Origin of the sequence: Catenovulum maritimum, from assembly GCF_001050375.1 — a bacterium.
Taxonomy (GTDB): domain Bacteria; phylum Pseudomonadota; class Gammaproteobacteria; order Enterobacterales; family Alteromonadaceae; genus Catenovulum; species Catenovulum maritimum.
Genome location: NZ_KQ130486.1, coordinates 15,596 through 34,773 on the forward strand (window position 1 = coordinate 15,596; position 19,178 = coordinate 34,773).

At 38.5% G+C, this 19,178-nt stretch carries 20 protein-coding genes; 12 read left to right on the top strand and 8 right to left on the bottom strand.

Annotation, left to right across the window (positions count from 1 at the left end):
• Positions 1-51: 51 nt before the first annotated feature.
• Entirely contained in the window at positions 52-1,713 is a 1,662-nt protein-coding gene (locus tag XM47_RS06595) for a sulfatase (protein ID WP_048690978.1), read from the bottom strand.
• A 471-nt stretch (positions 1,714-2,184) separates the two neighbouring features.
• Here XM47_RS06595 and leuA point away from each other — a divergent pair, with 471 nt between their 5' ends.
• From leuA to XM47_RS06620, 5 genes are all read left to right on the top strand, one after another.
• On the top strand, positions 2,185-3,744 hold the full coding sequence (leuA, locus tag XM47_RS06600; RefSeq protein ID WP_048690980.1) for a 2-isopropylmalate synthase: 1,560 nt from the start codon (positions 2,185-2,187) through the stop codon (positions 3,742-3,744).
• A gap of 31 nt (positions 3,745-3,775) precedes the next feature.
• Positions 3,776-4,876, top strand: coding sequence for a 3-isopropylmalate dehydrogenase (gene leuB / locus XM47_RS06605; protein WP_048690982.1), 1,101 nt, complete (start codon positions 3,776-3,778; stop codon positions 4,874-4,876).
• A 63-nt stretch (positions 4,877-4,939) separates the two neighbouring features.
• The gene (leuC, locus tag XM47_RS06610) at positions 4,940-6,349 is read left to right on the top strand and encodes a 3-isopropylmalate dehydratase large subunit (protein ID WP_048690983.1); all 1,410 of its coding nucleotides are present in this window, start codon (positions 4,940-4,942) and stop codon (positions 6,347-6,349) included.
• Entirely contained in the window at positions 6,349-6,951 is a 603-nt protein-coding gene (gene leuD / locus XM47_RS06615; RefSeq protein WP_048690985.1) for a 3-isopropylmalate dehydratase small subunit, read from the top strand. The genes leuC and leuD overlap by 1 nt, the downstream gene beginning before the upstream one ends.
• A gap of 100 nt (positions 6,952-7,051) precedes the next feature.
• Positions 7,052-7,816 carry a hypothetical protein gene (locus XM47_RS06620; protein ID WP_048690987.1) on the top strand — a complete coding sequence of 255 codons (765 nt, stop codon included), beginning with the start codon at positions 7,052-7,054 and terminating at the stop codon, positions 7,814-7,816.
• Between the two features lie 37 nt (positions 7,817-7,853).
• Here XM47_RS06620 and XM47_RS06625 read toward each other — a convergent pair whose 3' ends face one another.
• Complete coding sequence (locus tag XM47_RS06625) at positions 7,854-8,147, bottom strand: YciI family protein (protein ID WP_048690989.1); 294 nt, start codon at positions 8,145-8,147, stop codon at positions 7,854-7,856.
• A gap of 180 nt (positions 8,148-8,327) precedes the next feature.
• Positions 8,328-9,479, bottom strand: a complete 1,152-nt coding sequence (locus tag XM47_RS06630) for a hypothetical protein (protein WP_048690991.1) — start codon at positions 9,477-9,479, stop codon at positions 8,328-8,330.
• A 162-nt stretch (positions 9,480-9,641) separates the two neighbouring features.
• Here XM47_RS06630 and XM47_RS06635 point away from each other — a divergent pair, with 162 nt between their 5' ends.
• The gene (locus tag XM47_RS06635; RefSeq protein WP_149865473.1) at positions 9,642-9,962 is read left to right on the top strand and encodes a DUF2956 domain-containing protein; all 321 of its coding nucleotides are present in this window, start codon (positions 9,642-9,644) and stop codon (positions 9,960-9,962) included.
• Here the strand turns inward: XM47_RS06635 and cydB are convergent.
• From cydB to XM47_RS06655, 4 genes are all read right to left on the bottom strand, one after another.
• Complete coding sequence (gene cydB / locus XM47_RS06640; protein ID WP_048690996.1) at positions 9,956-10,957, bottom strand: cytochrome d ubiquinol oxidase subunit II; 1,002 nt, start codon at positions 10,955-10,957, stop codon at positions 9,956-9,958. The two genes, XM47_RS06635 and cydB, sit on opposite strands and share 7 nt — an antisense overlap.
• Positions 10,954-12,333 carry a cytochrome ubiquinol oxidase subunit I gene (locus tag XM47_RS06645; protein WP_048690999.1) on the bottom strand — a complete coding sequence of 460 codons (1,380 nt, stop codon included), beginning with the start codon at positions 12,331-12,333 and terminating at the stop codon, positions 10,954-10,956. The genes cydB and XM47_RS06645 overlap by 4 nt, the downstream gene beginning before the upstream one ends.
• A gap of 115 nt (positions 12,334-12,448) precedes the next feature.
• The gene (locus XM47_RS06650) at positions 12,449-12,997 is read right to left on the bottom strand and encodes a GbsR/MarR family transcriptional regulator (RefSeq protein WP_048691000.1); all 549 of its coding nucleotides are present in this window, start codon (positions 12,995-12,997) and stop codon (positions 12,449-12,451) included.
• 160 nt (positions 12,998-13,157) lie between these two features.
• Positions 13,158-13,466 carry a hypothetical protein gene (locus tag XM47_RS06655; RefSeq protein ID WP_048691004.1) on the bottom strand — a complete coding sequence of 103 codons (309 nt, stop codon included), beginning with the start codon at positions 13,464-13,466 and terminating at the stop codon, positions 13,158-13,160.
• Positions 13,467-13,603: 137 nt separating this feature from the next.
• Between XM47_RS06655 and XM47_RS06660 the strand changes: the two genes are divergently transcribed.
• The 5 genes from XM47_RS06660 to XM47_RS19180 all read left to right on the top strand — a co-directional run bounded on the left by XM47_RS06660 (position 13,604) and on the right by XM47_RS19180 (position 17,305).
• Positions 13,604-14,743 (top strand): methyltransferase, encoded by a 1,140-nt coding sequence (locus XM47_RS06660; protein ID WP_048691264.1) that lies wholly within the window; start codon positions 13,604-13,606, stop codon positions 14,741-14,743.
• A 12-nt stretch (positions 14,744-14,755) separates the two neighbouring features.
• The gene (locus tag XM47_RS06665; protein ID WP_048691006.1) at positions 14,756-15,349 is read left to right on the top strand and encodes a peptidylprolyl isomerase; all 594 of its coding nucleotides are present in this window, start codon (positions 14,756-14,758) and stop codon (positions 15,347-15,349) included.
• A 47-nt stretch (positions 15,350-15,396) separates the two neighbouring features.
• Entirely contained in the window at positions 15,397-15,720 is a 324-nt protein-coding gene (locus XM47_RS06670; protein ID WP_048691008.1) for a hypothetical protein, read from the top strand.
• Between the two features lie 145 nt (positions 15,721-15,865).
• Positions 15,866-17,119, top strand: a complete 1,254-nt coding sequence (locus tag XM47_RS06675) for an AmpG family muropeptide MFS transporter (RefSeq protein ID WP_245623434.1) — start codon at positions 15,866-15,868, stop codon at positions 17,117-17,119.
• 9 nt (positions 17,120-17,128) lie between these two features.
• A complete protein-coding gene (locus XM47_RS19180; RefSeq protein ID WP_048691013.1) occupies positions 17,129-17,305 on the top strand; it encodes a hypothetical protein in 177 nt (58 codons plus the stop codon).
• A 57-nt stretch (positions 17,306-17,362) separates the two neighbouring features.
• On the opposite strand, the gene XM47_RS19100 is transcribed toward XM47_RS19180, so the two are convergent.
• Positions 17,363-17,512, bottom strand: coding sequence for a hypothetical protein (locus tag XM47_RS19100; RefSeq protein ID WP_154665746.1), 150 nt, complete (start codon positions 17,510-17,512; stop codon positions 17,363-17,365).
• A 306-nt stretch (positions 17,513-17,818) separates the two neighbouring features.
• Here XM47_RS19100 and XM47_RS06685 point away from each other — a divergent pair, with 306 nt between their 5' ends.
• Complete coding sequence (locus tag XM47_RS06685; RefSeq protein ID WP_245623435.1) at positions 17,819-19,150, top strand: alkaline phosphatase; 1,332 nt, start codon at positions 17,819-17,821, stop codon at positions 19,148-19,150.
• Positions 19,151-19,178 lie beyond the last annotated feature (28 nt).

A 19,178-nucleotide genomic window follows, 5' to 3' on the forward strand; every position in this document is an offset into this window, starting at 1 on the left:
TTATTTTATCTATCGGCTGAAAATTTTATAGCCTAGCTCATCAGTTAACAGTTAAAAATCGTTAGGCTTACGCTTTAACTCTCTATCTAATAATCCCGAGAATTGTTTAAGGCGTATTTTATAATCCGGACGATTCGCTAAATTAGTTAATTCAAGCGGGTCTTGAATTAAATTATATAACTCTTGATCACCGTTGCGAAAACGTATGTATCTATACTCATTAGTCCTTAACGCGTGGTTACCTTGCTGGAAAGTATTAAGGACAGCTTTAGTCCACTGAGTATTTACATCTTTAACTAATGGCGTTAAATCGTATCCATACACAGCCTGATTTTTAGGTAGCTCAGCCATCGCCATAATACTGGGGTAAATATCCTGTAAGCTAACAGGCGCATTAACTTGTTTTCCATGCTGGCCTGGCTGCCTTGGATCCGCAATAATTAGATTAGCCCTGTTCGCTGCCTCCCACAGACTAGTTTTACCCGTCCAATTTTTATCACCCAAGTGATAACCATGGTCGCTCCACAGCACAACAACTGTATTATCTTTTTGAGGATTGCGATTAATGGCATCCAATAACACACCTATGGTGCTATCGGCGTATGCGACTGTAGCCAAATAAGCTTGGAATATGGCTTTCCACGCATTTACATCCCCTGTTTGACCATCCAAACTGACACCATAATCAAGCAAATCAGTAAAATGAGTACTAGCAGTCATCTTTTGCCCATGTTTTGACATATCCGTTAAATCAGCTCTAACCCAAGCAAGCAAATCTTTATTTATTGCCATCTCTGATTGTGGAAACATGTCATAATATTTTTGCTCAACCACCCAAGGTAAGTGAGGCGCAAAAATACCGGCAGCTAAAAAATAAGGTTTATCATTAGCTAAGGTCACACTATGCTTTTTGCCGCGAACATCATTAATCTCGGAGCGGCCCGTCAAGATGAGCTGAGCAATATGCTGAGCATTAACATAGTCATTTGAGAATTCAGTAGGTATGCTTGTTACCCCAAATCGACTAAAGTTTTTACTTTTGTCACCTGGGTTATCCCAATATTTTGATACCTGCTCCTGCTTAGTAATCATCGCTTCAACTTGGCTACTGGTTCCTACATTGCGTTCAACCCAATGATCCCAAGAAAACAATTGATCTGGCCAGTCACTAAAATATCCCCTGTCTAAATAGGATCGTCCTTTATGAAACACTTTACCTATGCCAGAAGTATAGTAGCCATGCTGCTTTAGATACTGAGGTAAAGTAGTGACATTGGTTAAGGTTTCATATGCTCTAAAATGTCGATCGTGTTTGTAATAACCAGATATATGTGGTGGGACCCCTGTCATCAAAGCTGTTCTGGAAGGACCGCATAAAGGTGAAGCGCTATAAGTATTACGAAAACTCACCCCTTGCTTAGCTAACTTAGCTAAGTTCGGCGTTAATTTATCTATGACTTGCTGACGCAACTTATCATCAGGATAAACTTTGCGTAAAAAACTCCCCGCCTCATCACCTAAAATTGAATTGTATATATTCAAGTCATCGACTGCGATAAAGACAAAGTTAGGTTTTCTCGAATTAGTATCAGCCTGATTTGAGATAGCACTTTTAGGTAACAATGCCGAACAAGCAGTCGTACACATAACCAAGACAAAAACCAAGATGGTTAGTAAATTTCCAGTTGAGTTGAATGATTTAAATAACTGCATTTTTAATTATTTTATCCATTTATTCACGATTCATTCATGATAGATAATTGAGTTCCAGATAAAACAGAATTTACATGACTTAACCAAAATGCTGTTTCATTTACACAAAGCGTTACAAAACCAGCAAACCAAGGAAATTAAGCCCAAAATTCGAGAGAAAACTAAGGATTTTGAGGCTTAGTACAATTAAATTTGACATAGGCATCAAATCTCGTGAAAATACCGCCATACGCGTATTTTACGCAATGGTAAAACTTAGGATTTGGACTAAATGAAGTCATTATTACTCTTAACAAGCCTGCTAAGCCTCACTCATTATGGAGTGCGGGAGGATTTGTTTCGAGTTTAACTCAACCTAAGTAAAAGATTTCGAAGCAAAAAACCCGTGCTCTAACCAGCGCGGGTTTTTTGTTAGATTCGCGCTGTAGCTGACCCTCAGCATAGAGCCGAATTTAAAACAGGAGCAACATTATGTCAGATCAAGTAATCATTTTTGACACCACTTTGCGTGATGGCGAGCAAGCCTTATCTGCGAGTTTATCTGTGCGTGAAAAATTACAAATCGCCTTAGCACTTGATCGTTTAGGTGTAGATGTAATGGAAGCGGGTTTCCCTGTTTCTAGCCCAGGTGACTTTGAATCAGTAAAAACCATAGCACAAAACTTAAAACATGCGATTCCATGCGGTTTATCTCGTGCGGTAGAAGGCGACATAGACGCCTGTGCACAATCATTAAGTGTTGCTGAGCGTTTTCGTATTCATACTTTCATTTCTACTTCAACAATTCATGTTGAACAAAAATTAAAACGTAGTTTTGATCAAGTATTAGAAATGGGCACAAAAGCCGTACAATATGCGCGTAAATTTACAGATGATGTAGAGTTTTCATGTGAAGATGCTGGCCGTACACCAATTGACAACTTATGTCGCATGGTCGAAGCTGCGATTAAAGCAGGCGCAACTACAGTCAATATTCCTGATACAGTTGGCTATACCATACCAAGTGAATTTGGCGGTATCATTCAAACCTTATATAACAAGGTGCCTAATATTGACCAAGCCGTTATTTCTGTTCACTGCCACAACGATTTAGGCTTAGCCGTTGCAAACTCAACTGCTGCAGTATTACACGGTGCACGTCAAATTGAATGTACTATAAACGGTATTGGTGAACGTGCTGGTAACTGTTCACTTGAAGAAGTGGCCATGATATTAAATACCAGAAAAGACTTATTTAATGTCACAACAAATATCAATACTAAAGAAATTTACCATACCTCTCGTTTAGTCAGTCAGTTATGTAACATGCCTGTTCAGCCTAACAAAGCGATTGTTGGTGCGAATGCATTTAGCCATTCTTCAGGTATCCACCAAGACGGTATGTTAAAAGCCAAAAATACTTATGAAATCATTACACCAGAGAGCATAGGTAAGAGCACAAACGATTTAAATATGACATCACGCAGCGGTCGTCATGTTATTAAACACCGTATGGGCGTGCTAGGTTACACCGAAGATGATTACGATTTAAGCGAGTTGTACGCTAGTTTTGTAAAATTAGCTGATCGTAAAGGCCAAGTATTTGATTACGATTTAGAAGCTTTGTTGTACTTTAATCAACAACAAATGGATAAACAACATTATCAATTAAGCTACTTAGCTGCAGTTTCAGGGACTGACGAAACAGCAACATCTGGCGTAAAATTAAAAGTTGGCGATGAGATTATTTCAGGTTCAGCTTTAGGTAATGGTCCAGTTGACGCGACCTACCGAGCTATTTTAAGTATTTTAGATTTAGATGTTGAAGTGGTTGATTATGCAATTGGCGCTAAGACAGGTGGTGAAGACGCACAAGCTCAAACCGATATCGTGGTCAAATACAAAGGTAAAAAATACCGTGGTATGGGACTTTCAACCGATATAGTTGAAGCTTCAGCTCAAGCATTAATCCATGTATTAAATTTAACTTATAGAGCTGACCAAATAGAATTGCAAAAACAAGCAAAACAAAACGAACAAAGCTCGAAGTAAAGCAAAGTAACATTATAGGAATTATCAAAAAATGTCAGAGAACACAATGAAAGTAGCTGTTTTAGCCGGTGATGGTATCGGTCCAGAAGTTATGGCAGAAGCAATCAAAGTACTGAATGTTGCCGAGCAAAAATTTGACGTTAAGTTTGAATTTGACGCGCATGATGTAGGTGGTGCTGCTATCGATAATCACGGCGAAGCGCTACCAGAATCAACAGTTAAAGCATGTGAAGCAGCTGACGCTATTTTATTTGGTTCAGTCGGTGGTCCAAAATGGGCTAACTTACCAGCTCAACAACAGCCAGAGCGTTGTGCTTTATTAGGTTTACGTGGTCACTTTGATTTATTCAGTAACCTACGTCCAGCTCGTATTTACCCAGGTTTAGAAGCTCTATCACCACTAAGAGAAGATATTGCTAAAAGTGGTTTTGACACGCTTGTCGTGCGTGAGCTAACGTCTGGTATTTACTTTGGCCAACCAAAAGGCCGTGAAGGCGAAGGCGAAGAAGAGTTCGGCTTTGACACTATGCGTTACAGCCGTCGTGAAATTCGCCGAATCGCAATCATAGCATTCGAAGCGGCAATGAAGCGTAACAAAAAAGTACATTCAATTGATAAAGCCAATGTTCTACAAACCAGTGTTTTATGGCGTGAAATTGTTGAAGAAGTAGCAAAAGACTACCCAGAAGTAGAACTTGAGCACATGTACATAGATAATGCGGCAATGCAGTTAATTCGTTTCCCGAATCAATTCGATGTCATGTTATGTTCAAACTTAATGGGCGACATCATTTCTGACGAATGTGCCATGATCACAGGTTCTATGGGCTTACTACCTTCTGCTTCAATTAACGAAGCAGGCTTTGGTATGTATGAACCGGCAGGCGGCAGCGCACCAGATATCGCGGGTAAAGGTATTGCTAACCCTATCGCACAAATTTTATCTGCTTCTATGATGCTTAGATTTAGCTTCAACCGTGGCGATATTGCAGATGCAATTGAAGCTGCTGTTGTTAAAACATTGAACGATGGTATTTTAACGGGTGAACTATTAGCACCAGAGAAAAAAGACCAAGCGAAAACAACTTCTCAAGTTGGTGATTATATCGCTAACTTACTGTCTGCTAGTTAATTTAATAACAGCACACAAATCGAAATGAGTAAAACTGGCGTTAAACGCCAGTTGGAGTAACTAATGAGCAAAACGCTTTATCAAAAAATTTATGATGCGCATATCGTTCGCGCAGAAGAAGGTGAAACACCTTTAATTTATATTGATCGCCACTTAGTACACGAAGTAACCTCTCCGCAAGCTTTCTCTGGCTTACGTGAGAAAAACCGCCCTGTTCGAGCGGTACATAAAACTTTCGCAACTATGGATCACAACGTTTCAACTAAATCATTAGCTGTCGATGCTGCCAGCCCTATGGCGCAAATCCAAATGCAAACTTTAGCGCAAAACTGCGAAGAATTTGGTGTGCCTTTATACAAAGTTGGTGATTTACGCCAAGGTATAGTTCATGTTATTGGCCCAGAGCTTGGCATTACTTTACCAGGTACAACGATTGTTTGTGGTGACTCTCATACTGCAACTCATGGTGCCTTTGGTGCACTTGCATTCGGTATAGGTACATCAGAAGTTGAACATGTTTTAGCAACTCAAACGCTTAAGCAAAATACAGCTAAAACAATGAAAGTTGAAGTCAATGGTGTATTGCCATTTGGCGTAACTGCAAAAGATATTATCTTAGCCATTATCGGTAAAATCGGTATGGACGGCGCAACTGGTCATGTTATGGAATACACAGGTAGTGCGATTGAAGCATTATCTATGGAACAACGCATGACGATATGTAACATGAGTATTGAAGCTGGCGGTAAAGCTGGTTTAGTTGCACCAGATCAAACGACTATCGACTACTTAGAAGGCCGTGAGTTCTCACCTAAAGGTGATGCTTGGGTTGAAGCAGTTGAATACTGGAAAACATTAAAATCAGATCCAGATGCACAATACGATACGGTTGTAACCTTAAAAGCAGAAGAAATTGAACCGCAAGTTACTTGGGGTACTAACCCAGGTCAAGTAATTGGCGTAAACCAAGCAGTCCCTTCTCCAGATGATTTTTCAAATGCAGTAGAAAAAGCCTCAGCTCAAGCTGCGCTTGACTATATGGGGATGACAGCAGGTCAATCTTTAAAAGATTTAAGCGTAGACAAAGTATTCATTGGTTCTTGTACCAACAGCCGTATTGAAGATTTACGTGATGCGGCAGCAGTTGCTAAAGGGCGACAAGTTAAACCTGGTATAGAAGCGATTGTTGTACCTGGTTCAGGCCAAGTTAAAAAACAAGCTGAAGAAGAAGGTTTAGACAAAATTTTTGTTGAAGCTGGATTCGAATGGCGTTTGCCTGGCTGCTCTATGTGCTTAGCTATGAATGATGACAAATTAGGTTTTGAAGAGCGCTGTGCATCAACCTCAAACCGTAACTTCGAAGGCCGTCAAGGCCGCGGCGGACGTACCCACTTAGTAAGTCCGTCTATGGCAGCTGCTGCTGCAGTTGAAGGTCATTTTGTTGATGTTCGTGATTTAATGGAGGCTAAATAATGTCTGGTATTACTACAATTACAGGTAAAGTCGCACCATTAGACAAATCAAATGTCGATACAGATGCAATCATACCTAAACAATTTTTACAAAAAGTTGACCGCACTGGTTTTGGCGTTCACTTGTTTCACGATTGGCGTTACCTTGACGAAGCTGGTACACAAGACAACCCAGAATTCGCGTTAAACAAACCTGAATATGCAGGTTCAAACGTTTTATTATCTCGTGAAAACTTTGGTTGTGGTTCAAGCCGTGAACATGCTCCATGGGCAATTAAAGACTATGGTTTTGATGTAGTCGTGGCAAGCAGCTTTGCTGATATCTTCTACGGCAACTGCATGAACAACCAAATTTTACCGATTAAATTATCAGATACAGAAGTTGAAGAACTTTTCCAAGCTGTAACTGCTGATGCAAATGTAAAATTTGAAGTAGATTTACCAGCACAAACCTTAACGGTTGCAGGTAAAGCTTACAGCTTCCCTATCAATGACTTCCACAAGCACTGTTTAGTTAATGGCCTAGATTCAATTGGCTGGACATTACAGTTTGCTGGCGACATTGACACATACGAAGCAAAATTACCAAGCTGGTTAAAATAAAAGGCAATTTCAAGATTTGCCGTTTATCTAAACGATAACAGGAGCCAGTTTAAGTCTAACGATTTAAACTGGTTTTTTTTTACAAATAAGAATATACACAATGACACAATTTAATCCTGAACAAGCAGCAACAGAACTACTTAAGCGTCGACAAAATCATCTATCATCTGAGCCTCTAGCCCCTAGCTTAACACCCTCAAATTTAGCCCAAGCTTTAGCCGTTCAGAGTCAACTAATCAAACTTAGTGATAGCCAGGTTTCAGGCTGGAAATGTTTATTACCTATCGGCCCAGAACAAGAAATACTAGGTCCTATCTTTTCCTCAGCAACTTTTGAGCAATCCCCCTGCCCTGTTGTCTCTACCAATGGAATCGCGAAAATCGAACCTGAGATAGCCTTTGTTTTTGCGAAAGACTTACCCGCTAAATCTGGTGGCTATACAGAGCAAGAAATAGATGATTCAATTAAAAGCTGCCATATGGCACTTGAACTATTACATAATAGATTTAATCAAGATGTCGAATTTCCACAAAAACTAGCTGATTGCTTAGTCAACCAAGGCTTATTTATTGGTCCTGAAATCAGTAAAGAACAAGCTTATAATGCAGCTGAAATAGCGATTCAAATTAGTGACGGCACTACAACTCAAAGCTTTGACGGTAAACACCCAAATGGCTTAGCACAAAAACCGCTTTATTGGTTAGTAAACCGCTTGAGCGAATTAGGAATTGATATTGCAAAAGGCCAAGCCATGATAACAGGCTCTTATGCAGGCGTAGTCGAAATCGAGATCAACAAAGAATATAGCGTAAGTTACCAAGGAATCGGTGAATACAGCATTGAGTTTTCATCTGCTAATGAATAAGTGCTAAATAAAACAAGCAGCAAGTACATGCTTGCTGCTACCTTTCTAACAATAAATGACTTAACTCGGAAATCGATTTTGACGGCAAAAACTCGGTAATTTCGTAATCGGCAAGCTGATGTATGTAAAAAGGATCTTGTTGAATAATTTGCTCTAAACTGGCTAAGTTTTGAGCCTTAGCTAAAATAATCCCCCCCGTTCTAGGCTGCTTACGCCCAGACATAATAAACACACCTGCTGCATAAAACTTTGTCAAAAAAATTCGATGTGAATCAATATATTTATCAACTTCAGCATTCGATTGTTTATAAGTCAGCGAAATAATAAACATGCTGCATCCTTTTTAAAAATAACTTATTGATAAAGAAAGATGAATAACACCAAATATTTCATTTTTTTAATAATTCAATAATAGCTTAGAACAAGCTCGCTAAAGAGCCACTAAAATTAAGATAAATTCAGCCGAATAAAACTAGTTAAAGCTTAATCAACTAACCTATTTAACAACATGCTAAGGTTGCTGATTAAAAAAGCTTTGTAACCATTCAGTTAAACTGGGTTGAAGCTGATAGTAATCTTGCTCGATCAAACTCAGATACTCATTATCCGCCATTGCCGAACACTTATCTTTGGCTTCAGCTTGCAGCAGCCGAGCTAAAATATCAGCTTGCCTTCTATACTTCATCAAATGAGCAGCCGTGTAAAAGGAGCTAAGATATAAGTTGCTTCTTTCCTTGGTATTCCACTGCTGATTTGACGTTGCTAACTGATTAACATCCATTATTTCATCAACCCGCTTTGGTTGAGGCAGTAAATAAACATTCGGTTTAGATTCATTTTCAGCTAAAACAATCGTTTCAAAATATTCAGCTAAGCCTTCATTAAGCCATCTTGCTGTGAAACCAACAAAAAAATGATTAATTGTGTGCACCGCTTCATGCAGCGCTGTACGCACCACTTGTTGCTCATCTTTCATTTCCACAAAAGCATGATTGGCATAATACAAATACATACCTTGGCTATAGCTTGCATCTATAGATAAATTAGCCATTAAATCTAAATATTGAGTTCGGTTAGGGAGAATTAAAATATTAATGCTTTCTGGTTGGGTTAAATGCAAGCCAAAGCTAGATTCATAGCTGTGCATAATTATCTCCAACTTTGCTTTAAACTCCTCGATAAATCCCCTAGGTAAATGAGTAAAGACAAGATTGACGGTCAAAAAAGGCTCTAATTCTAACTTACGGTGGAAAATGGTCTCACCAGCAGACACAATCGCCTGAAAATTTTCATTAATTAATGCAACAGCGTCTTCGTTAACGGGTATTTCGCAGCGGTGAACTGGGCTTAAATTAAATAAACTACCTGGTTTTTTTGTCTTTTTAGCCACTGATTTAGCTGGAGTCTTAATTGGCTTTTGGGCTTGCTCAAAAGTACGACATCTAGAGTTAGGAGAACACTCAGCACTCGATGCTAAAGCAAATGGATTAAAAATTTCGGTTGGAACCACGGCTTGGTTGCTAGATTCAACAGAAACTAAATTATCTTTCTCAATATCTGAATCTGGTAAATCAACCAATTGAAACAGCATCCATATAATAAAAATCAATACCGCAATGGCAAGTCCGTATTGAAAATTTGTCCAGGTCGATTTCTTTTTCATTTTACCAACATGTATTAAGACTGGGAGTAATGTAAACTAAGCGAGCCGAAGGCCTGTTTATCTTTAATTATAATTCGAGCTTATTGAATAATTTTCTTAAATAGCACAGGAATAATACAAAGATTACGCGCCCTAGTTTATACCCAAACAATAAGAAAAAATATGAAACAATCTATCTCAACAGAAATTCAAAATGAAGCACAAAGAGTTGCAAAAGCGACGCAAAGACCAGGGCAGACGAAAGAACAAACAAAACTAATTGCTCAAGGTATCGAAAAAGGGATTGCTGAATACAAGAAGCAACAGAAAGCAAAGGCCAGAGAAGCGGATAAAGCGAAAAAACAAAAGATTAAACAAAAATCTGAACAAAAAGATGTAATAACAGCAACCAATCCCAATAAAGCCCCAGCTAACCAAAAGCTAGCTTGGGGATTATTAGGATTAAGTTGGTCTCTATTTGGACTCTATTTTTTACTTCAGTGATATTTTAGTTCAGTCGCTTTACCACTAAAGACCTTATACGAGAATATTGTGTAACCAATAATCACAGGAATAACAATCACGGCTCCGACAAAGATAAAACTCAGAGCTTCAGGCGCACTAGCAGCTTGCCATATTGTCAACTGGTTCGGCACTATGTCAGGAAAAAAGCTAAAAGCTAGGCCAGAAAAACATAAAATATAAATACCGACAGCAATGATAAAAGGGACAGCTGCATGCTTATCATTTGCTCTAGGCAAGCGATTGAGCAAAACTTCCAAACCAACAAAAAGCAGTAAACAAGCAAGCGGAATCAAGAGCACAAACATCACTAAGGGGTAGCTAAACCATTTATGATAAACACTCGGGTTTAGCCAAACATTGACCAATGAAATAAGTACAACAACAATTGCTGTTAACCTCGCCATTTGCTGAGTTTTTAAAATGGCAAAGACTTGTAGTTCACCTTCTGTTTTCATGACAAGCCAAGCTGCGCCAATAAAACTGTAAGCTGCGATCACCCCGAATCCAGTTAAGACAGAGAAAAGTATAGTAAAGAGACTTTGCTCAAATCCTGTTACATACATACCCAGCATATAGCCTTGAGTAAAACTGGTTAACCAAGAACCAAATTTGAAAATAAAGTCCCAGTTTTGCTTATAATCAATCGCAGCTTTAGCTCTAAAATCAAACGCAACACCGCGTAAAATAAGGCCTATAAGCAAAATCGCAGTCGGCAGATACATATGATACAAAATAATGCTATGAGCATGCGGAAAAGCGATTAGCAGCAAACCAACGGCTAAAACAAGCCAAGTTTCGTTCGCATCCCAAAATGGTCCAATCGAAGCTATCATAGTATCGCGGTTATGCTCTGAATCTTTTAGCGGCAACAAAATACCAACGCCCAAATCATAACCATCCAAAATCGCATACATTAAAATCGCCAGCGCCATTAAGCCAGCAAAAATAACCGGCAACCAATCTGGATTAATCATAATTTAACTCCTTGCTCTAAGTTTTCGACTTGAGTTAGATTCCCAGCTAATTGCGGCTCTAGGGTTTCAAATTCATCAATCGAAATCGCTCGTTTGGCCATGACAAATAAAGTATGCAAATAAGCAATAATTAAAAAAGCATAAATCAATAAATACAGGCTCAGGGACAAGGCAACATTGGTTGGCGCTATCTTGGTCACGGCTTCTGCTGTGGTCAAAATACCCGTGACTAAATAAGGCTGACGTCCTATCTCTGTGACATACCAACCCGCTAACACAGCGACCCAACCGGCAAATGTCATTAACACATATAAATGTAAAACTCGCTTACTCACCTCGCCTCGGCGAAGCAACTGATAGCAACCCAGCCAAGCTGAAAATAGCATCATGAGTCCTACAGCTAACATAATTCTAAAACTCCAAAACACAGGGGCAACTGGCGGATGTTTATCGCCAAACTCATTAATCCCCTTAATTTCCCCGTCTAAATCATGCGTCAAAATTAAACTAGCAAGTTTAGGGATCGCCAACTCAAAATGATTTTTCTGCAGAGTTTGGTCTGGAATCGCAAATAACAGTAACGGCGCACCTTTTTCAGTTTGCCATACCCCTTCAATGGCAGCGACTTTAGCGGGCTGATGTTCCAGTGTATTTAAACCATGCATATCACCAACAAAAGCTTGTAAAGGCGCTAATACCGCCGCAATTATCAGAGCAGTTTTTAACGTCACCCTAGGTGCTTGTTTAGTATCCCCTTTTAATATTCGATAAGCAGATATACCAAGCATAAAGAAAGCAGCGGTTAAGCCAGAAGCAATCACAACATGAGTTAATCTATATGGAAAAGAAGGGTTAAAAATAACAGCAAACCAATCCGTAGGAAACACCACACCACCTCTTAACTCATATCCAGCTGGAGTATGCATCCAAGAATTAAGGGCAAGTATCCAAAACGCTGACAAACTAGTGCCAACCGCAACCATAAAAGTCGCAAATGTATGAACTTTACTAGAGACACGATTAAAGCCGAACAACATTATGCCTAAAAAGGTCGCCTCCAGAAAAAAGGCCGTTAGCACTTCATAGCCCAGCAGCGGACCTGCTATGTTGCCGACTTTTTCCATAAAACCAGGCCAATTGGTGCCAAATTGAAACGACATAGTGATGCCGCTAACAACTCCGAGTGCAAAAGTTAAAGCAAAAACTTTGACCCAAAATCGATAAGCACGCATCCAAACTGGATGCTGAGAAATATCAAATCTGATTTTAAAATAAACCAGAATCCAACACAGAGCGATGGTAATACTAGGAAACAAAATATGAAAACTAATATTGGTCGCAAACTGTATGCGAGACAGAACTAAGGTATCTAACATGACAACCACCTATTGATAAAATATATACCCAAGTTGCTTACCCATTGTTCATGGAGATAAAAACAACCCAAGTAATTTGGGTATATATTCGAAGGCTTAGCCGGTGATAACCAACTTACTTTTCAGAATTAGAAAACTTATTTTTAAACTCTAAAACTTTAGTCACACCTGCACCTAACTTCATAACAGACTGTAAGGTTTCCGGCTTAAGTGAATTCAGGCTAGCAGACCACTGAGTTAGCATTTCAATCAAATCATGTATCTCTTGCATTTGTTGCAAAGCGTAAGCTTCTTTATCATTGTCGGCTGAATCCATTAATTGAGATCTCAATAAAGAAAGTGTTGGCTCAACTTCTCTTTTCATTCGCTCCTCAAACACAGTTCTCGCCATTTGCCATAAATCACCAACCGTGGTGTAGTAATCTTTTCTATCACCTGGTATATGCTGTACTTGGACTAAACGCCAAGATTGCAATTCTTTAATCCCCATACTGACATTGCCTCGGCTAATGGATAGAGCTTCGGCTATTTCGTCTGCGCTCAAGGCTTTTTCGTGGATCACCATAAGTGCAATCATCTGACCAACAGTTCGGTTAAAGCCCCACTTGCTGCCCATCTCACCAAAATGCATAACAAAGCTTTGTGTTTTTGTAGATAATTTCATGATTGTTTGATCTATATTAAAGTTTCAGTAAATTCTGAAACTTTAATAACAAAAGATCAAGTGTTTTAAGAAATTAATTTAATAAGGGTAATATTACAGAATATTGAAGATGGAGCTCTACAATGCAAAGCTCCATTTACTGGAGGATATTTGTCGCTCGTTATTCGATGGATTCAATCACCATGATGCCATTAACATTTTTTACTAAGAAGGTTTTATCTGCTAGCTCAGTTAATTGAAAGCCTTGTATTTTAAGCAGTCCGCCGACACTGACGCCTTTACCTAAAGTAACGCCCTGAGCTTGGAGGTTAACTTTAGGTGTGAATTGCTTGTTTTGTACTGAATCGAATAACAACTCAAATTTTACTTTAACCGCGTCACCGGATTCTGGTAGTTTTTCACTGGTATCACTGCAACTTACAAGATTGAAAAACACGACAAATAAGGATAATTTATACAAATATTTCATAATCATAACTAATATTTTGAATTTCAATAAATATAGCAGACATCTTTAAGGTCTGTTGATCTTAATAAATTTTCATGAATGTTTGGGGTTTACGTGCAGTCTGTTACAATCGTTTTTTTACGTTTTGGAACAAGCAAATGCAAAATAACCACCTATACACTATCAATGATTCTGAATCATTAACCTTATGGCGATTTCCAAAACAGGCCGACGATTCTCCGTTGCAAGCTTGGGATACGGCAGATAAATTACTGGCTGAATATGTATTAAGCAACATCGCAGAAAAAGACAGATTAAACTCAGCATTAATCGTGAATGACAATTTTGGCGCAGTAACGTGTCACTTAAACCAAATCAGCCCAAGCGTCTTCACAGACTCCAAAGTAAGTGAATTAGCAACAACTAAAAATATTGAGTTAAATAACCTAGCGCCAGTCAAGATAGAAACAGACACTGAAGCATTAAAGAATTACCCTCTCGTTTTAGTTAAACTGCCAAAAAATCTGGATTTTTTACAATTTATTTTGCAGCAAGCACATCAGAGCCAATTTCAGGATGTGGAGATCATTGCCGTTGCCAAAGCGACGGATATCAATAAATCTGTGGTTAAGTTATTCAATCGTTATTTCGAAAATGTGGAAGTGAGTTTAGCCAAACGTAAATCAAGAACAATTAAAGCTAGTGGTAAACAAAAGTCTCCGTATACATCCTTTCAAGCTTGGCAAAAGTGGCAACATAATGAGCTTGATATTTATAATGCTTCAAATGTTTTCTCCCGTTCAAGCTTAGATCTAGGTGCTAGTTTCTTACTAGATTACATCCCAAATACAGCAAACAAAGATGTAATCGACTTAGCTTGTGGTAATGGTATTTTAGGTTTGTCGATTTTAAAAACCCAAACACCGAACTCAGTCATATTTAGTGATGAATCCCATATGGCGATAGACTCAGTCACCAAAAATCTCAATAGTAATGGCTTCGAAAATTCTAATATTAAAATTTCGACCATTTGGCAAGATTGCTTAACAGAAACTGAAGATGAGTCCGCAGATATCATAATCTGCAACCCACCATTTCATCAGCAAAAAACGATAACTGACCATATCGCATTACAAATGTTTAATGATGCGCAAAGAGTGTTGCGTAAAGGTGGAGAGCTCAGGTTAGTCGGAAACCAACATCTAGGTTATTTCCAAAAATTACTAACCATATTTGACGATGTGAAAGTACTAGCAACCAATGATAAATTTGTTATTATTTCGGCCACTAAAAATTAGTAGGTTATAACAATGAAAAAAATACTTTTACTTATCATTGGCTTATCAGTCAGTTTTTTCTCTTACTCTGCAGATAATAAACTCGATACCCAAGAAAATGTATTATTCCCTCGTGTTCAGTTTGAAACAAATATGGGGAACTTTATCGTAGAGCTTAATCGTTCTAAAGCCCCGATAACAGTGAAGAATTTTCTAGATTATGCTGTGGCGGGTGAATATGACGGTACGGTTTTTCATCGAGTTGTAAGCGAGTTTGTCGCACAAGCAGGTGGTTACGAAGCTGATTTTACGCCTAGAGATTCAAAAGAGCCTATATACAACGAAAGTGGTAATGGCCTTAAAAATAGTCGAATGACAATCGCAATGGCAAGAATGAACAAACCTCATTCAGCCACCCGACAATTTTATTTTAATCTCTCTAATAACAAAAACTTAGACCCTGGTCGAAACTGGGGATACTGTGTTTTTGGCTATGTCGAATCAGGTGAAGAAGTGCTAGAAAAAATCGGCGAAGCCGCAACTGCTTTCAACCCCGATTTTGGCGCTGCAGATGTCCCTGTTGAAACAATTTTAATAAAAAAGGTTACATTACTACCACGCTCGTAATTGCCGTCTATACTGAATTGTAGACGTTGTAGCAAGGTTGTTTATCTATGAGAGTGAACCAATTTATCGATTTAAAGGCAAAACAGCTCGTTTACTATGTGCGAGCTTTTTTGGTTAGAACTATCGACTATTCTGAACTAGATATTTTTATTTGGGATACGCTGGAAGAATGGGGACAAGTCACTGTTTCAAAAAACGAAAGCTACTCAGAAAAAGAAAGAGTGTTTTGGCACCTAGTTCACCAAATCAGCTTTTGGGAAAAAGAAACCCTACTAAACGATACCTTATTGATAAACGAACTCAATATTTGCGTTGAATACATCGACGGCAATGGTTGTTTTCCTATGGATTGCATAGGAATACGCCCATAAATCTACAAATACACCTTAGCTAAGTTTTATCTCGGACTAAAATCACTTTAGAAATTACCCCAATCTGTTAACCTATCTTTATTTTCCCTTATATTATAATTATATGCGCTGGTTATCTGTTTATAGCAACCCCAAAGTTGTCAGTTTGTTTTTTCTTGGATTTTCTTCAGGTTTACCCTTACTTCTCGTTTTTTCTACCCTCTCTTTTTGGTTAAGAGAAGCTGGAATCGATAAAGCCAGTATCGGTATGCTAAGTTGGGTCGCACTTGCCTACGCTATAAAATTCCTTTGGTCACCATTAATCGACCAATTTAAACTCCCTCTCCTTAATAAACTATTTGGCAGACGAAGAAGTTGGATGCTTACCTCGCAAATCGCCATAATGTTAAGCTTGTTTGCTATGGGTCTCGCTAACCCTTCGGAATCCCTATTTATTTTTGCTCTACTCGCTGTGGTAGTGGCATTTAGCTCAGCAACGCAAGATATAGTGATAGATGCCTATCGAATTGATGCTGCGCCAACCGATTTACAGGCGGCCATGGCTGCAACCTATTTAGCCGGTTACCGCATTGCCATGATAGTTTCCGGCGCAGGTAGCTTAGTTATCGCAGCTTGGCTCTCACCAAGTATTGAAGAATACAGCAACCAAGCTTGGCAACAAACCTATCAAATTATGGCGTTTCTATTATTACCCGGCCTTCTAACCACTTTATTAGTGAAAGAACCAGAAGCAGTCACCAGTTCAGAAAATAACAAAGCAAAAACTTTCATCCAGCATTTTACTCACGCATTTTGGCAACCAGTATCAGATTTCTTTATTCGCTACGGAAAAATTGCAATCCCTCTAATCTGTCTCATCTCACTCTACCGGCTTTCTGATGTTGTCATGGGCGTTATGGCAAATCCATTTTATATAGATACAGGTTTTAATAAGACAGAAATTGCCTCTATCGCTAAAGTTTATGGGGTCATAATGACCTTAGCAGGTGCTGCAATCGGAGGTATTATTCTAAAGCAAAAAGGCACTTTATTCGGACTATTCGTCGGCGGTTTATTAGCGGCTTTAACCAACGTATTCTTTGTCAGCTTGTCGATGGTTGGTCCAAACCTGACCTTATTGACTGCCGTTATCTCGATTGACAATTTAAGTGCAGGTATTGCAACCGCTGCCTTTATCGCATTTTTAAGTGGCTTAACCAATAAAGAATTTTCAGCAACACAATATGCTATATTTAGTTCAACTATGTTGTTGCTGCCTAAATTTGTAGCTGGCTTTTCAGGGTTCGCAGTCGAAGCATACGACTACACAGCCTTCTTTATCGGCACTGCTGTGTTAGGTTTACCAGCATTAGGGCTCATTATTTACTTAGCGAAACATAAAACAAAAATAAATTTGTAAGGATAAGAGATGATTAGATTATTTGCACTTTTGCCTTTAATCACCTTTGGCTTATGGTGGTTATATTTAAATCATAACGGCTGGAGTTTAAAACAAGGTAAAAGTGGGTTTATAAAAATATTTATCTTCAATGTTGTCGTACTAGGATTTTTTGCGATTATGCACTTGGTTACCCAAGTTGAATAAGATTAAACAAATTACGGGAGCATAAATTAAAAAGCCTCGAATGAGGCTTTTTAGGTATTACTGTTTTGTGCTTTCCTTCGCGACTGTTGCTTCATCGTAATTTTCAGATAAATCACCGTTTGCAGCATTAAATAACGCAGAAACAGCCATTACTAAAACGACGAGCGCAATAGTTGTCAAGTTAACTCCATGAGAAGCTTTTTTCATTCGCTTTGCACCAAAATTTCAAATCAACGCATTATTATTATTTTTATCAACAGCTATAACCAACCTAGCTACTGAATGGCACTCATATTAGCTCAATTATTCACCAGTCACAATACTAATCACTTAATAATATTGCAGTTTTTTTGCAAAAAATTTTCCGATCTTTATCCACTGTCATTTAATCCAATACGCTTATTAATAATTACGTCATATAAATCATTTATACTGATAAGAAAAATAATTTAAAAACAAACAGTTAAAATTAAAATACCGGTTTAACCTAATTCCATTTTAAAAATTAAAAAAATGCCACATAATAAGCTCATCTCAACATCAAGAGTCACTTGGATGCAATTTAACCTATTAAGAATAAAAGCTTGCTTAATCTGCCTAGTTTTTTTTACCTCTTTTTCTGCTTTATCTCAAAATATTATTTACATGATAGGCGATGGTATGGGGCCTAATTATTTAACGGCTTACCGCTACTGGTTACAAAAGAACCCAAACAAACAAATAGACCAAACGATTTTTGATGAACTTTGGACAGGAATGGCTAAAACGCATCCAGACGATAACACATTTATCACGGATAGCGCCTCTGCAGCAACGGCATTAAACACACAAGTGAAGAGTTACAATGGCGCAATTTCTGTAACAGCTGACCAAACACCACTTACAACCATTTTAGAAAAATCTAAAAAACTTAATTATACAAATGCCATTGTTGTCACATCTCAAATTACGCATGCAACACCCGCAGCATTTTACGCTCATCAAGAATTGCGTAAACAATATCCACAAATTGCCGATCAGATTGTTGATAACAAGATCAATAATCAGCCAATCTTAGATTTAATGCTGGGTGGCGGCATTAAAGATTTGATTAGAGACGACAGAAATATCCTCGCCGAATTACAGCAGCTGGGCTACCAGACACAAGCAGACTACGCCAAACTGGATCAGCTTAACAAACTACCTGCCGCGGGTATTTATTTCGATAAGGGTTTTCCATCGGCAATAGACGAGTACCCAAACCGCTTAGCCGATATGACAGAAAAAGCGCTATCATTGCTAGCGAGTACCAATAAATTTTTCTTGATGGTTGAAAGCAGCCAAATCGACTGGTGTGGGCACTCAAATGATATCGCCTGTGCTTTGGCTGAAATGAATGATTTTGCCAAAGCGATAAAAATAGCAAAACATTATGTTGATACCCACCCAGATACTCAGCTTGTTATCACAGCAGATCATGAAACTGGTGGCTTATCCATTGGTTCTGATGGCGTTTATAAGTGGCAAACTCAATATATAGATCAAACAAAATCGAGCATTAGAGTCGCCAGTAAAGCCTTATTTTCAGCAAAAAGCTTAGCGAAAACCTGGTCTAAATATTTTCAATTTGAGTTAGAAGAGACAAACTTACAAGCGTTAACTAAGTTGCAAAAAGCAGGCGACGAAAAGCAATTTAAGCAAAAACTAACACAGTACATAAATGAAAAAAGCTTCACGGGTTGGACCTCTGGCGGCCACACAGCGGCTGATGTCCCAATATTATCCTATGGCAAGCATAGCCAGTTATTTTCTGGCTTTATGGATAATACAGAGATAGCCAAAAAACTAGATAGTTTGTTAAGATGATAACCACGCTGGTTAAAATTAAGATTTG

Excerpts from the sequence above, each read along its gene's own strand:
- leuB (WP_048690982.1), top strand. The coding sequence starts at position 3,776 with ATGTCAGAGAACACAATGAAAGTAGCTGTTTTAGCCGGTGATGGTATC.
- XM47_RS06645 (WP_048690999.1), bottom strand. The coding sequence starts at position 12,333 with ATGTTAGATACCTTAGTTCTGTCTCGCATACAGTTTGCGACCAATATT.
- XM47_RS19100 (WP_154665746.1), bottom strand. The coding sequence starts at position 17,512 with ATGAAAAAAGCTTCTCATGGAGTTAACTTGACAACTATTGCGCTCGTC.
- XM47_RS06630 (WP_048690991.1), bottom strand. The coding sequence starts at position 9,479 with ATGAAAAAGAAATCGACCTGGACAAATTTTCAATACGGACTTGCCATT.
- XM47_RS06665 (WP_048691006.1), top strand. The coding sequence starts at position 14,756 with ATGAAAAAAATACTTTTACTTATCATTGGCTTATCAGTCAGTTTTTTC.
- leuD (WP_048690985.1), top strand. The coding sequence starts at position 6,349 with ATGTCTGGTATTACTACAATTACAGGTAAAGTCGCACCATTAGACAAA.
- leuC (WP_048690983.1), top strand. The coding sequence starts at position 4,940 with ATGAGCAAAACGCTTTATCAAAAAATTTATGATGCGCATATCGTTCGC.
- XM47_RS06595 (WP_048690978.1), bottom strand. The coding sequence starts at position 1,713 with ATGCAGTTATTTAAATCATTCAACTCAACTGGAAATTTACTAACCATC.
- cydB (WP_048690996.1), bottom strand. The coding sequence starts at position 10,957 with ATGATTAATCCAGATTGGTTGCCGGTTATTTTTGCTGGCTTAATGGCG.
- XM47_RS06670 (WP_048691008.1), top strand. The coding sequence starts at position 15,397 with ATGAGAGTGAACCAATTTATCGATTTAAAGGCAAAACAGCTCGTTTAC.
- XM47_RS06660 (WP_048691264.1), top strand. The coding sequence starts at position 13,604 with ATGCAAAATAACCACCTATACACTATCAATGATTCTGAATCATTAACC.
- XM47_RS06625 (WP_048690989.1), bottom strand. The coding sequence starts at position 8,147 with ATGTTTATTATTTCGCTGACTTATAAACAATCGAATGCTGAAGTTGAT.
- XM47_RS06685 (WP_245623435.1), top strand. The coding sequence starts at position 17,819 with ATGCCACATAATAAGCTCATCTCAACATCAAGAGTCACTTGGATGCAA.
- XM47_RS06620 (WP_048690987.1), top strand. The coding sequence starts at position 7,052 with ATGACACAATTTAATCCTGAACAAGCAGCAACAGAACTACTTAAGCGT.
- XM47_RS06635 (WP_149865473.1), top strand. The coding sequence starts at position 9,642 with ATGAAACAATCTATCTCAACAGAAATTCAAAATGAAGCACAAAGAGTT.
- XM47_RS19180 (WP_048691013.1), top strand. The coding sequence starts at position 17,129 with ATGATTAGATTATTTGCACTTTTGCCTTTAATCACCTTTGGCTTATGG.
- XM47_RS06655 (WP_048691004.1), bottom strand. The coding sequence starts at position 13,466 with ATGAAATATTTGTATAAATTATCCTTATTTGTCGTGTTTTTCAATCTT.
- XM47_RS06650 (WP_048691000.1), bottom strand. The coding sequence starts at position 12,997 with ATGAAATTATCTACAAAAACACAAAGCTTTGTTATGCATTTTGGTGAG.
- leuA (WP_048690980.1), top strand. The coding sequence starts at position 2,185 with ATGTCAGATCAAGTAATCATTTTTGACACCACTTTGCGTGATGGCGAG.